The organism is Pedobacter sp. (assembly GCF_035566355.1).
Taxonomy (GTDB): Bacteria; Bacteroidota; Bacteroidia; order Sphingobacteriales; family Sphingobacteriaceae; genus Pedobacter.
In genome coordinates, this window is the sequence record NZ_DATMRL010000274.1 from 1 (window position 1) to 13,529 (window position 13,529).

Annotated in this window: 11 protein-coding genes; 6 read left to right on the forward strand and 5 right to left on the reverse strand. The window is 40.7% G+C overall.

Going from position 1 to position 13,529, the window contains the following annotated elements; translation table 11 throughout:
• From VNZ46_RS10840 to VNZ46_RS10855, 4 genes are all read right to left on the reverse strand, one after another.
• A partial coding sequence (locus tag VNZ46_RS10840; protein WP_325560180.1) for a TonB-dependent receptor occupies positions 1 to 2,985 on the reverse strand: 2,985 nt, incomplete at its 3' end.
• A 301-nt stretch (positions 2,986 to 3,286) separates the two neighbouring features.
• The gene (locus VNZ46_RS10845) at positions 3,287 to 4,882 is read right to left on the reverse strand and encodes a DUF6377 domain-containing protein (RefSeq protein ID WP_325560181.1); all 1,596 of its coding nucleotides are present in this window, start codon (positions 4,880 to 4,882) and stop codon (positions 3,287 to 3,289) included.
• A 71-nt stretch (positions 4,883 to 4,953) separates the two neighbouring features.
• Positions 4,954 to 5,748: a DUF3050 domain-containing protein gene (locus VNZ46_RS10850; RefSeq protein WP_325560182.1), complete on the reverse strand. Its 795-nt coding sequence runs from the start codon at positions 5,746 to 5,748 to the stop codon at positions 4,954 to 4,956.
• A gap of 44 nt (positions 5,749 to 5,792) precedes the next feature.
• Complete coding sequence (locus VNZ46_RS10855) at positions 5,793 to 6,563, reverse strand: queuosine precursor transporter (protein WP_325560183.1); 771 nt, start codon at positions 6,561 to 6,563, stop codon at positions 5,793 to 5,795.
• A 102-nt stretch (positions 6,564 to 6,665) separates the two neighbouring features.
• Between VNZ46_RS10855 and VNZ46_RS10860 the strand changes: the two genes are divergently transcribed.
• The 6 genes from VNZ46_RS10860 to VNZ46_RS10885 all read left to right on the forward strand — a co-directional run bounded on the left by VNZ46_RS10860 (position 6,666) and on the right by VNZ46_RS10885 (position 13,196).
• On the forward strand, positions 6,666 to 7,811 hold the full coding sequence (locus VNZ46_RS10860; RefSeq protein WP_325560184.1) for a methionine aminotransferase: 1,146 nt from the start codon (positions 6,666 to 6,668) through the stop codon (positions 7,809 to 7,811).
• 25 nt (positions 7,812 to 7,836) lie between these two features.
• Positions 7,837 to 8,652 carry a nitrilase family protein gene (locus VNZ46_RS10865; protein WP_325560185.1) on the forward strand — a complete coding sequence of 272 codons (816 nt, stop codon included), beginning with the start codon at positions 7,837 to 7,839 and terminating at the stop codon, positions 8,650 to 8,652.
• A 7-nt stretch (positions 8,653 to 8,659) separates the two neighbouring features.
• Positions 8,660 to 9,676: a N(4)-(beta-N-acetylglucosaminyl)-L-asparaginase gene (locus VNZ46_RS10870; RefSeq protein ID WP_325560186.1), complete on the forward strand. Its 1,017-nt coding sequence runs from the start codon at positions 8,660 to 8,662 to the stop codon at positions 9,674 to 9,676.
• A 19-nt stretch (positions 9,677 to 9,695) separates the two neighbouring features.
• A complete protein-coding gene (locus tag VNZ46_RS10875; protein ID WP_325560187.1) occupies positions 9,696 to 10,436 on the forward strand; it encodes a copper homeostasis protein CutC in 741 nt (246 codons plus the stop codon).
• A 69-nt stretch (positions 10,437 to 10,505) separates the two neighbouring features.
• Positions 10,506 to 12,293, forward strand: coding sequence for a translation elongation factor 4 (gene lepA, locus VNZ46_RS10880; RefSeq protein WP_108553804.1), 1,788 nt, complete (start codon positions 10,506 to 10,508; stop codon positions 12,291 to 12,293).
• Between the two features lie 21 nt (positions 12,294 to 12,314).
• Entirely contained in the window at positions 12,315 to 13,196 is an 882-nt protein-coding gene (locus tag VNZ46_RS10885; RefSeq protein ID WP_325560188.1) for a bifunctional 5,10-methylenetetrahydrofolate dehydrogenase/5,10-methenyltetrahydrofolate cyclohydrolase, read from the forward strand.
• Positions 13,197 to 13,207: 11 nt separating this feature from the next.
• Here the strand turns inward: VNZ46_RS10885 and VNZ46_RS10890 are convergent, their stop codons facing one another.
• Positions 13,208 to 13,528: a Rieske (2Fe-2S) protein gene (locus tag VNZ46_RS10890; RefSeq protein ID WP_325560189.1), complete on the reverse strand. Its 321-nt coding sequence runs from the start codon at positions 13,526 to 13,528 to the stop codon at positions 13,208 to 13,210.
• Position 13,529: the final 1 nt, after the last annotated feature.

The window sequence follows — 13,529 nt, forward strand, 5'->3', positions numbered from 1 at the left end:
TTTTGTAATGGTGAATAAATTGTTTCCCATTACGAAGACCCTTGCTTTTTTAATCCGCAATTTCTGAAGCACAGCATTGGAAAATGTATAGCCGATCTGTAAATTTTTCAATTTCAGATAATCTCCTTTCTCCACAAAGTAACTGTTTACTGAACTGTAGTTTTTATTGGGATCCAAAACAAAGGTTCCATTGTTTACTACACCTAACCGCGGCTGATCAGTAAGCTGGTTATCTCCAAGGAAGGAAGCATTAAATACCTTGGATGTGGTGTTACCATCAGAAAACGGAGACATTTCATAAGCTTTTACGCCGTTGAACAGATCAACACCTGCCACCCCGTTAAACAACATAGCTACATCGAAACCTTTATAATTTAAACGCAGATTGATCCCATAGACCAGTTTTGGATTGGGATTGCCAATAACCTGACGATCTGCATCGGTAATATTATGGTTTCCATCCAGATCCTCAAATTGCAAGTCGCCCGCACGGGAAGTTACTCCTCCTACTTTTTGAACGGCAGCATCTGCGTCAGTTTTAAATATTCCCAATGATTTGTACCCATAAAATGAACCAAATGGCAATCCGGCTCTGCTGATCGTAATGGTTTGATTTGGCATCATATTATAGCCAGCATCACCACTGCTATAATAATTATAACCATCATAAAGCGCACCAGTAGAAGTCCCGTCCAGTCGGGTTACATTGTTCTTATTGAACCCGGCAGTTACACTTAAGTCATATTCTAATTCTCCGGATTTGTTTCTGTAGCCCAACATCAAATCTACTCCTTTGTTATTTACCGCACCTATATTGGCAATATAAGGGCTTGTGATTCCAGAACTTAGAGAAACCGGAAGGGCATATAACATATCTACAGTATTCTTATTGTACCATTCGGCAGTGAAGTAGAGTTTATTATCAAAAAATGAAGCGTCTAGACCGATATTAGTTTCTTTTACCGTTTCCCAATGCAAGTCTGGATTAGGTATGGCGCCATAACTGTTACCCAGGATTAACGGAGCACCAGGAGCAAAATTCTGTCCGCCGACACCACTCTCTCCAAAACTTTTAAAAGGCCCGTATACTGCCAGATAAGAATAAGGAGCAATATTACTGTTTCCTAATTCACCGTAACTTCCACGGATCTTTAATAAACTCACTACAGGCAGTAAAGATTTGAAGAAAGGCTCTTCAAAAATATTCCAGCCGGCAGATGCTGCAGGGAATACACCTTTTTGTTTATTGGGGCCAAATACGGTGTAATTGGCATCTTGCCTTAAAGAACCTGATAAATAATACCTGTTTCTGTAATTATAATTTAATCTTCCAAAATACGATTGGATTAAACCATTATGATCATACTTCCCGTTTACAACGTACTGACTGGCAGATGTCGGAATTACAGAAAACCCACGCTGTCCAATACTACCGACTGTGGTATTGATGTTGTCAAACTTACTGGTGATCTGTTCAAAACCAGCTATGGCATTCAAATGGTGTTCTCCAAATGACTGATCATAGGTCAGAACGTAATTACTTAATAGCTGTCTGCTGTCTACACTGAGTTTATTGAGGGAATTATTGGCATTAGAAACAGATCCAATGGAAAATGCATCCTGAAAATAATTCTGGGCCTCATGATAGTATGAATAACCAAATGTGGTCCGGAAACTCAGATGGAACGGAAGTAGAATATTTGCATAAACATTTCCTTGAAGGTTGTTCTTTAAGTTCTCTACATCTGCGGCATTAGCAGTCCCCAAAGGATTAGGTCCGCCAAATGACAATCCATTATAACCGCCCGGCGCAGTTCCATAAGAACCATCTTTATTATAGAGCGGAACAATTGGTAAAGTACGGAAGGGAGCATTGTGCAATTGTGCTTCTATACCAATGGGCGGCGCAGTTTGCCGCTGAGAAACAGACAGTTGTTCGCCAATTTTTATGTATTTACCTAAACTGTATTCTGTATTTACCCGGGCACCGGCAATATTGGAATAATTACGAATATAAACCCCCTCCTGCTTATTGTAAAATCCAGACACCAGATAATTGACATCTGAAGACGAACCAGCTATGGAAAGATTGTAATTCTGTTCTTTAGCATTTCTATACAATACATTTACCCAATTGGTATTGGCCAGTGTATCCAAGTGCTGGGCACCAGTAAAAAATTGCGGATGAACAATATTTTGCAACCTGATAAATCCATCCTTGTCCAGTAATTGTATGGTTTTTGGCTTAGTAACACCATACCTGGCATTGAAATTAATGACCGGTGCACCTGAGCCTCTCTTTGTTGTAATGACAATGACACCCCCAGCTGCCGCAGAACCATAAATAGCTGCGGCACTTGCATCCTTTAATACGTCAATGGAAGCAATATCCTGTACATTCAGGTTATTACCATCCGGCATCCTTACCCCGTCAACAATATACAATGGAACAGGTTGGTTTAGCGAAGAAAGACCTCGAATGGTAATGCTTGGAGTAGCATCCGGTGCGCCTGAATTTTTCACAATATCTACCCCCGCAATTCTACCCTGCAAAGCTTCTGTAGGATTGGTAATAGGCTGATCCTTAAAAACATCCCCTTTTACAGAGGCTATAGATCCAGTTAGATCTTTTCTCTTCTGGGTACCATAGCCAACAACAACTACTTCATTCAGTTGTCGATTGTCATCTTCCAGCACAACAACTCCATTATGATCTGAAACCTTAATTTCCCTGGAAAGGAAACCCAGCATAGAAAAGACAAGGATATCAGTTGAAGGATTATTGACTTCTATAGTATAATTACCCCTTTGATCTGTAAGCTGACCAATGCTGGTTCTTTTCACAAGAATACTCACGCCTGGCAGCGGAATCCCTTTGGTATCGGTGACCTTTCCATTTACCGCAGTTTTCTGGGCCATGGCCCCAAGAGCAATAAGCAGGAACAGCCAGCAAAAACCTAATGATTTTTGTAATTTTTTGTTCATGATGTTTAATTTGGTTAGTGGTTCTTTAAAAATAGTTAGATATAAACACGAGCCTTAACTGAAGCTTGGGTTTAAAAAGGCTGCTGTACAGAAGGTACATCAACCGGCGGAGTTCAAGATGAGTTTTCATATTTGGTTTGATTTACGAACTCAAAGAGACTCTATAAATAAATAAGTCGCAATTTTCAAAAACAAAATATAAACCAAATCTATTTTATTAAAATACAAATACCTTATTTACAGAATTTTACAAAAAAAATATTCCAGTAAAATATAAACGAAATATAAAACAGATATGGCATTATAATGTCTTGATAGACAAAATAGCATCTTCAAAATCATCGTTGGGGAGCAGAGATTTACTCTTAATTCTAGCCTTATAATTATAGATGGTATTCATAGAATACTCCAGGATGCAGGCAATTTTTTCCGTATCACTAATTCCGAGACGGATCAAAGCAAAGATTCGCAGATCGGTATTTAAGAATTGACCAGCATTCAGTTTAACCTGATGTTCCGGTGCAAATAACGCATTAAAATCATGGACGAAATTTGGGAACAGGGTTAAAAAGGCCTTATCAAAATTCACAAACAATTCTTCCCTTTCTTTTTTCAAATTGATATTATTTACCAGCAGCTGTATATCTTCAAATTTTCTGGTGACCAATTTATTATTAACCGATCTTTTAAACTTGTCCAGCTTGGCAATATACTCTGAGATGAGGTTAAAGTAGTAGCCAATATATTCTTCCTTGATCTTATCTGCCTCATTCAACTTACGAATGGTTTCTTCTAGAGAATGGTTAGTCTGAACAATCACTTTATCAGCCTTCTTCAGTTTTTTAAGCTGCCTTGAAATAATAAAGGCAAATAAGATCACCAATGTGGCCAGCAGTGTAAGTGAAGAGGCGTAGATAAACAACACCCTGCGCTGCTCTTCAACAGAATTTACCTTTTCTGCAGCAATAACCATTAAAATGGCACTTACCTGCACTTTTCTTTGCCTGGCACCGTAATAGCTGGCGTCATTCATAGCCTCATTAATGAACATATAGGCATTCTTTATATCTCCTTTGCGGTGCAGCAGTTGTGCCAGGTTCAGCATGGCCGCCGCCTCCTTTGTACTGCTTTTAATATCCGCTATGGCCGCCATAATGAGCAAATCTATCGCCTCTTCATTGTCTCCATTTTGAATATAAATATCACTTAATGTAGAAGCAGTAACAGCCAGTTCATGATTGCTAAGCGGGTAAGCATTCATAAGTTTTTTGAGCAGAACGGCAGCCCGCTCCCTGTTGCCGAGTTTCAGGTATTTTAATCCCTGATCGTAAGTTTGTTCATAAGAGCCCGGGGCAGCCAAAGCAATGGCCGAATCAATATAAATACTCGCCCGCTTGTTATAAACGGGTGCATAATAGCGGTCCTTATCAAAGTCTGCAAGGTCATAATACGTTCTGGCGGTTAAAAAGTAATACTCCCTCTTCAGTCCTTCAGGAAGAATCCGCACATTTACGGTATTCAGGGAATCGAATGTTTCCTTAAACATTCCGGATGAAAGAAGAATAAATCCAAACTTAATTTTACCATCGGCAATCTTTACCGGATCTTTAAGTAAATGTCCGGTTTGCTGCATTTGCTGAGAATAGTAAAAAGCCTTATCGTAATTAAAAGACTTATATTCATTATAAAGCGCAGCATATATTTCATATTTTTCCTCAAGCGTCATATGATCAGTAAGAGATCCCTCCAGTACTGATATACGTTTCAACTTCTGGTTATCGTACTCTTTTTTTTTTGAAATATTTTGATGGAGTTCGTCCAGTGTATTTTTCGGTCCAACCTGCGCAAACAGATTAGACCAGACTACAAGTGCAAAAAGCAAGAAAATTCTTTTCATAAGAGCATATCCCCTCGGGGTCATTTCATTTTAAGAGAAATTGTATGCTCTAATATAAGACTATTTTAACCTTAGGATAGTAATGCTATAGATTTATTCTTTACAATTTGCTCATAAGCACCGTCCCACAACTCTATTCTCCTCTTTAAAGATTCTACAGCAGCCTTTTCTGCTTCCAGCCAGCATACCTGATCATTCCCGCAAAGTTCGGCAGTCATTTCCAGTGCCAGATGACTGTGATGATCTCCGTCTACCTCAATGTGCCGCTCCAGATAATACTTGAATATGGAAATCTGCTCGGGGAACTTCTTGTTCAAGTCGTTGATAATAGAGAAGAACATATTAGGAATCAGGTCTTCGCGGCCAAATGTAAAAGCACTGGATTGCTCATGAGCTTTATTTCCCTCAATTACACCAAAGGTATAATCCACAAAGTGCCTTGCAGCTTCGGGAGTTTCTGCTACAATATAGGCATCAGACATGGCTAAACCACCTTTAAGTGCATTTGCAAAACGGTCAAATTCAGCTACATCAGCACCACACTGCATCATAGCTTCAATATAAAGCTCATAATGGCTTTTTTTATCACCGTTTGCATCGACATCAGATTCTTCACCCGCCACAATCTCATTAATCAAAGACCTGGTATTGGCTGAACCAACCGGAAACCAAGGAACCCTGGTACAGGTGAGCCCAATTTGCAAAGATTTAAGCAGGGACATAAAATCCCACACCGCATAAACATGATATTCCATAAATACCCTAAGGTCTTCTATATCATTAATAACAGAATACACTTTATGGTTAATGATTTCTTCTCTTAAGGGCGCTATGGCTTGCTGGATCTTAACAATCTCTGACTTCATCTCTAAAATATTTCAATTCTGCGCAAAGGTAAATAATAGAAAGCTCAATTTCTACCAGCAATTTTAATCAGTTTATGCGCCAGCTCCTTACCAAGGTAAGCATCAATGATACCATGAACCACATAAAGCATGGGCGTCATCAGAATAGCCACAATAAATTTATAGGTATAATTCACCAATCCAATTGCCGCTACCATCTGCCAGCTCCAATGATATTGAGGATTTAAATAGAAGGCTATAAAAATTACCACAAAACTATCAATCAATTGTGAAATCAACGTTGAACCTGTGGATCTGAGCCATAAAGCCCTTTCTCCAGTTACCTGCTTAATTTTGTGAAAGATCATCACATCAGCCATTTGCCCTACCAAAAACGCCACAATGGATCCAACAATAATCCACATCCCCTGTCCGAATATACCTGCAAAAGCATCATTCATATTCACATTCCTCCCATTAATGGTTTGGTTCACCCAGAAATCAGAAGGATCTAAAAGCATCGCACCACCAACAATAAAAAATGCATAACCTATAAGCACAGCTGTTAAAATTGACAGATATCTGACTTGTTTGATCCCGAAATACTCGTTGATGATGTCTGTCATAATAAATATAAAGGGCCAGGTCAATACACCTGCCGACATATTAAAGGACAATTTCGGTACACCAAGCAAATTGATGTCGAACTGTTTAATTCCTAAAGTTCCCTCTACCGAAAAAATTTTCACGCCTATAAATTCAGATAATATAGCATTGGCTACAAAAAAAGAACCCAAAACCAATAACAGTTTACTTTCTTTTGTCTTAAAAGTCATGGTTGAAATTATTGTTTTTTTTGAAAACTCCATACATTGATTTTCAAATTTTACCGTTCTTACATTGTTCAATGCCTAAAATTATTTCTATTTTCGCTGTACATGATATCTATCCATTCAAAATTACCCGGAACAGGCACGACTATTTTTACAGTCATGTCCAAACTGGCCGAAGAACACCAGGCCATTAACCTGTCCCAGGGTTTCCCAGATTATGATTGTGACCCTAAATTAATTGAGTTCGTTAATGAAGCAATGAAAAGCGGTCAAAACCAATATGCCCCTATGACCGGACTTCCCATTTTGAGGGAACTGGTTGCACAAAAGCTTAATGATTTATATAATGCAACCTATCACCCGGATACAGAGGTAACCATTACCGCAGGCGGCACTCAGGCTATCTTTACTGCCTTGACAGCCTGTATTAATCCTGGCGATGAAGTCATCATCTTTGAGCCAGCCTATGATTCCTATGCACCTACTGTAAAAATGCTGGGGGGCTTGGTGAAACCTTATCAGATGGCACCACCCAACTATGAAATAGACTGGAATATGGTTAAGAAGCTTTTCAGCGCGAATACCAAAATGATCATTCTAAACAGTCCACATAACCCCACCGGTAGCATTTTATCGGATACAGATATACAAGAACTCATAAAACTCACGAGGAATACCGATATCCTGATCTTAAGCGACGAAGTTTATGAACACCTGATCTATGACGGACACAAACATCTCAGCATCGCTTTGTATCCGGAATTAAGGGAACGTTCGTTCATCATTGCTTCTTTCGGTAAGTTGTTACACGCTACCGGCTGGAAAACGGGCTATTGCGCCGCACCAGAATCGCTTACCAAGGAATTCAGAAAGATCCATCAGTTTAATGTATTCAGTGTAAATACGCCAATGCAGGCCGCTATTGCCCGATACCTTGAAGATCCAGAAATCTACAACAGGCTTCCTTCCTTTTTCCAGGAAAAGCGGGATAAATTTCGCGCTTTACTTCAAAATACCAGGTTTGACCTTCTCCCATGTTCCGGTTCTTATTTCCAGTGTGTAACTTACAGCCGGATCAGCGATGAAAAGGATACAGAGCTTGCCATCCGCTTAATTAAGGACTTTAGAGTAGCAAGTATCCCTGTTTCTGCTTTTTATCTGCACAACACAGACCATCATGTACTTAGATTTTGTTTTGCAAAAAAGCAAGAAACGCTCGAAAAAGCCGTTGAAAGATTAATCACCTTATAATTTAATTCCTTTACTTAATTAGAACATGGAAAAACCAGATTACCTGAACATCAGCAACTTAAAGATCACTGTTTTCCAGGCCTATCTTTTCTGGGAAAACATAGAAAAGAACCTTCAAAACCTATCTTTAAGACTATCCTCAGGGGTTAAGGAAAAAACGGACCTCATCGTTCTTCCGGAAATGTTCAGTACAGGCTTCAGTATGAATGCAGAAGCACTGGCTGAAGAAATGGGTGGAAGAACCATGGAATGGATGAAAAATACTGCACAGAGATATGATTGCGTTGTGACCGGTAGTATCATAATCAAGGAAAACGACCATTATTATAACCGTTTAATATGGATGCTTCCCGAAGGAAACTATCAATATTACGACAAGCACCATCTTTTTGGTATGGGCGAGGAAAACAAACATTATACTCCGGGAGAAAAGAAAGTCATTGTAGAACTGAAGGGCTGGAAAATTCGTCTGTCTACCTGCTACGATCTTCGCTTTCCGGTTTGGCTACGCAATAAAAATGCCGAATATGATATTCTTCTTATTGTAGCCAGCTGGCCCGATAAGAGGACTGCACATTGGAAAGCACTTATCCCTGCCAGGGCTATAGAAAACCAAAGCTACGTGATTGGCGTAAACCGGGTTGGGCATGATGGAAAAGAAGTGTACCACAGTGGTCATTCCATGTGCATAGACCCGCTGGGCAATACCGTTTATTACAAACCTGAAGACGAAGACCTGTACACTTTTAGCATTGGCCATGAAGAGCTCGTCAAAATAAGAAGAAATTTCCCTTTCCTGCAGGATGCAGATGATTTTACCCTTTCCGGAATAACCACTTAAACAATATATGTTCAACCGTAGAAAATTTATTAAAACCGGAGCAGCTTCTGCTTCCCTTCTATTGCTCGATAAACAAAGTTTTGCTGAAATACTTCCACGTCAAAAAACAGGTAAAGAACAATTTCCAATTGTAATATCTACCTGGGATTTCGGTGTTTATGCCAATAAAGAAGCCTGGAAAACACTTTCAAAAGGTGGCCGTGCGCTGGATGCCATTGAAGCAGGCGCACGTGTGCCCGAAGAATTAGATATTACCAACGGAACTGTTGGTCGTACCGGTACCCCGGACAGAGACGGTCACGTTACACTTGACTCCTGCATTATGGATGAATTTGGTAACTGTGGCTCGGTTGCTGCAATGGAAAACATAGCCCATCCCATCTCCGTTGCCCGCATGGTAATGGAAAGAACTCCTCACGTCATGTTGGTTGGTGAAGGCGCTACCCAATTTGCCGTTGAACAAGGCATGAAAAAGGAAAAACTGTTAACACCTAAAGCCGAAAAGGCCTGGAAAGAATGGCTCAAAACCGCCAAATATAGCCCGGTAATGAATGTAGAAAACGGAACAAACCGCCCGGGCGGCAAATATAACCACGATACCATTGGCATGTTAGCCATTGATGCCAAAGGAAATATCTCTGGCGGCTGTACAACCAGCGGCATGGCTTTTAAAATGCATGGACGTGTAGGTGACAGCCCTATTATTGGTGCTGGTCTATATGTAGACAATGAAGTTGGCGGCGCGACTTCAACCGGAGTAGGCGAAGAAGTAATCCGTAACGTAGGCAGCTTCCTTGTTGTAGAATTGATGCGCCAGGGCCTGAGCCCGGAAGAAGCTTGTAAAGAAGCAGTAATGCGGATCATTAAGAAAAAGCCTGAAAATGCGAAACAAGTACAGGTTGGTTTTCTCGCTATCAACAAAAAGGGAGAATATGGTGCATATGCCATTCAAAAAGGCTTCAGCTATGCCGTATGCAATGCGGAGAAACAAGACCTCCTTATTTCAGGAAAAAGCTATTATTAATATTAAAATTTTCTCTCACATGATCAATATGGAAGTTTGTGCCAATTCTGTCAGCTCCGCACTTGCAGCACAGGAAGGCGGTGCTATCAGGGTAGAACTTTGCGATAATCTGCCCGAAGGCGGTACGACCCCCAGTTATGCACAAATTCTGCTGGCTAAAAAAATGCTTTCTCTGCAGGTTTATCCAATCATCAGACCAAGAGGTGGTGATTTTCTGTACAATGACCTTGAATTCGAACTGATGAGAGAAGACATTCAGGTCTGCAAGTCTTTAAACTGCGATGGTGTAGTGATTGGCATTTTAAATGCCGATGGCAGTATTGATAAAGAACGTTGTAAAGTTCTGGTCGACCTTGCCAGCCCCCTTCCAGTAACTTTCCACAGAGCCTTCGACATGAGTAATGACCTGGAAAAGGCACTGGAGGATGTAATTGAGATTGGATGTGAACGCATTCTAACCTCCGGTGGAGAAAGTTCCGCATTAAAGGGTGTAGATACGCTCGCTAAACTCATTAAAAAAGCTGCGGGGAGAATACGCATTATGCCAGGAGCAGGAATCAGTGAAAGCAATATAGCAGAAATCATTCAAAAAACAGGCGCCACAGAATTTCATGCCTCCGCACGAACAGCGGTTGCGAGCAAAATGGCCTTTAGAAACCAGCAAGCTACTATGGGTAGCAGTTCTGACGAATATTCTTACTTGCTAACCAATAGTGAGACCGTAAAAAACATGATTCTTGAAGCAAATAAACCACTGTAAGTCAGACATTATCACAGATCTGCACACAAAGCATAAAATGACAGATCAAAGTCTTATATTTGCGCAAAGATGAAGCATATACGTAATTTCTGCATAATTGCACATATAGATCACGGTAAGAGTACCTTAGCGGATCGTTTATTAGAGTATACCAAGACCATTAGTCAGCGCGAATCACAAGCGCAGCTTCTGGACAATATGGATTTAGAGCGTGAACGTGGGATCACCATTAAGAGCCACGCTATACAAATGAATTATACCGTTGATGGACAGGAATATGTCCTCAACCTGATTGACACACCCGGACACGTGGATTTTTCTTACGAAGTTTCCCGTTCCATTGCAGCTTGCGAAGGTGCGTTACTGATCGTAGATGCCTCACAGGGTATCCAGGCACAAACCATATCTAACTTGTACCTGGCACTGGAGCATGATCTGGAGATCATTCCGATCCTGAATAAAATGGATCTTCCTGGCGCTATGCCGGAAGAGGTTAAAGACCAGATCATTGATCTGATTGGCTGTAAACGGGAAGAAATTATCCCGGCATCGGGTAAAACCGGTCTGGGTGTTATGGATATACTGCAAGCCATTATTGACCGTGTACCTGCCCCAGTTGGTGAACCTGAAGCACCGCTGCAGGCCTTAATCTTTGACTCTGTATTCAATTCATTCAGGGGAATCATTGCTTATTATAAAGTAGTGAACGGAGAGATCCGTAAAGGCGATAAAGTAAAGTTTATCAATACCGGTAAGGAATATCTTGCAGACGAAGTTGGCGTACTGAAGCTCAATATGTTTCCTAAAGAAGTGGTCAAAACCGGTGATGTAGGTTATATTATATCCGGAATTAAAGAAGCTCGTGAGGTAAAAGTTGGAGATACCATTACCAACGTAGCCAGACCATCAAAAGATGCCATTCAAGGTTTTGAAGAGGTAAAACCAATGGTGTTTGCGGGTATCTATCCAGTAGATACAGACGAATTTGAAGAACTCCGTGAAGCTATGCATAAGTTGCAGCTAAATGATGCATCCATTGTGTTTGAGCCGGAAAGTTCGGCAGCTTTAGGCTTTGGTTTCCGTTGCGGTTTCTTAGGTATGCTCCACATGGAGATCATCCAGGAGCGTTTGGAGCGCGAGTTTGATATGACGGTGATCACTACAGTACCAAACGTATCTTATATTGCCAAAACCACCAGAGGAGAAGAAGTGATTGTAAATAACCCTTCAGATCTTCCTGACCCAAGTAAACTGGAATATGTGCAGGAGCCTTATATCAAAGCAAACATCATCACAAAGGCAGAATTTGTTGGCCCGGTAATGTCACTTTGTATTCAAAAACGTGGAGTGATCATCAATCAGTCCTATCTCACTGCAGACCGCGTAGAGCTGGTTTTTGAAATGCCAATGGGCGAGATCGTATTTGACTTCTATGATAAATTAAAAACCATTTCCAAAGGATATGCTTCATTTGATTATCATCAGGTAGGTTACCGTCAATCGGATCTGGTACGTTTAGATATCTTATTAAATGGCGAGCATGTGGATGCCTTGTCTTCACTGATTCACCGTTCCAATTCTTACGATTTTGGTAAAAAGATTTGTGAGAAATTAAGAGAGCTTATCCCAAGACAACAATTCGAAATTGCCATACAGGCTTCAATCGGTGCCAAAGTTATTGCACGTGAAAACGTAAGGGCAATGAGGAAAGATGTTACAGCCAAATGTTATGGCGGTGATATTTCCCGTAAACGGAAGCTTCTTGAAAAACAGAAAAAAGGTAAAAAACGCATGCGTCAGGTAGGAAATGTAGAAATTCCTCAAACCGCATTTATGGCCGTTTTAAAATTAGATTAATCAAAAAACACATTTTTATACATGCAGTTACTTGACGGAAAATTCGCATCAGAAAAAATAAAACAGGAAATAGCTGCCGAAGCGGCAGATTTTTTAGCACAAAGTGGTAGAAAGCCACACCTGATCGCCATATTAGTGGGCAATGATGGTGGAAGTGAAACCTATGTAGCCAGCAAGATGAAAAACTGCGAAAAAGTAGGTTTCCAGTCTTCTTTGATCAGATACGATGTAACCGTTACAGAAGCAGAACTGCTGCAGAAAATAGAGGAGATTAATCAGGATGCTGGTGTTGACGGTTTGATCGTTCAACTCCCGCTTCCAAAACATATTGATCCGGAGAAAGTAACCGAAACCATCGACTACCGCAAAGATGTTGATGGTTTCCACCCGGTAAATCTGGGCCGCATGATGCGTAACCTACCCTGCTTTATTCCGGCTACACCTTATGGTATCCTGTTGATGCTTCAGGCCTATCAGATTGACACCACTGGAAAACATTGTGTTGTAGTAGGCCGGAGTAATATCGTAGGAAGTCCAATGAGTATATTAATGGCCAGGAATGCAAATCCAGGAAATTGTACTGTAACCCTGACACACAGCAAAACAGCCAATCTAAAAGAACTGGCATTACAAGCAGATATCATTGTAGCAGCAATCGGCAAAAAGAACTTTGTAACTGCTGATATGGTTAAGCCAGGTGCCATCATCATTGATGTAGGCATCAACCGGGAAACTTCAACAGAAACAAAATCTGGATTTAAACTGTATGGAGATGTCGATTTTGAAAATGTAGCTCCAATATCTTCCTGGATTACCCCGGTACCAGGCGGTGTTGGCCTGATGACCATTGTCGGTTTACTCAAAAACACATTAGCTTCAGCTAAAAAAGAAATATACGGATAGGCGCTTCGCGCCTATCCTTTTTTGAATAAACTGCTCAGCCAGCCTTCCTTCAAACCCACGTAAGTACCATCTTTTCTTTGTTCAGTTGGATAAATATGGATATAATCTCCCTGTCCTTCGGCTCCCCTTCCATTTTCCAGACTATATTCCCAGCGATGTATCGGGCAAACCAGGTATCCATTCTTGCACCAACCGCCGCTTAAAATACCACCGGCATGTGGACAGGTATTCTGCACCACATACAATTTGCCTTTATCCCTGAGCATACAAAGCTTCTTTCCATTCACCTGGATTTGTTCTACAAAGTCATTTTCCGGAATCTCTATTTCTATC

Bases quoted from the DNA above. Each gene is read 5' to 3' on its own strand.
- VNZ46_RS10870 (WP_325560186.1), top strand. From the start codon at position 8,660: ATGTTCAACCGTAGAAAATTTATTAAAACCGGAGCAGCTTCTGCTTCC.
- VNZ46_RS10865 (WP_325560185.1), top strand. From the start codon at position 7,837: ATGGAAAAACCAGATTACCTGAACATCAGCAACTTAAAGATCACTGTT.
- VNZ46_RS10850 (WP_325560182.1), bottom strand. From the start codon at position 5,748: ATGAAGTCAGAGATTGTTAAGATCCAGCAAGCCATAGCGCCCTTAAGA.
- VNZ46_RS10860 (WP_325560184.1), top strand. From the start codon at position 6,666: ATGATATCTATCCATTCAAAATTACCCGGAACAGGCACGACTATTTTT.
- VNZ46_RS10885 (WP_325560188.1), top strand. From the start codon at position 12,315: ATGCAGTTACTTGACGGAAAATTCGCATCAGAAAAAATAAAACAGGAA.
- VNZ46_RS10855 (WP_325560183.1), bottom strand. From the start codon at position 6,563: ATGACTTTTAAGACAAAAGAAAGTAAACTGTTATTGGTTTTGGGTTCT.
- VNZ46_RS10845 (WP_325560181.1), bottom strand. From the start codon at position 4,882: ATGAAAAGAATTTTCTTGCTTTTTGCACTTGTAGTCTGGTCTAATCTG.
- VNZ46_RS10875 (WP_325560187.1), top strand. From the start codon at position 9,696: ATGATCAATATGGAAGTTTGTGCCAATTCTGTCAGCTCCGCACTTGCA.
- lepA (WP_108553804.1), top strand. From the start codon at position 10,506: ATGAAGCATATACGTAATTTCTGCATAATTGCACATATAGATCACGGT.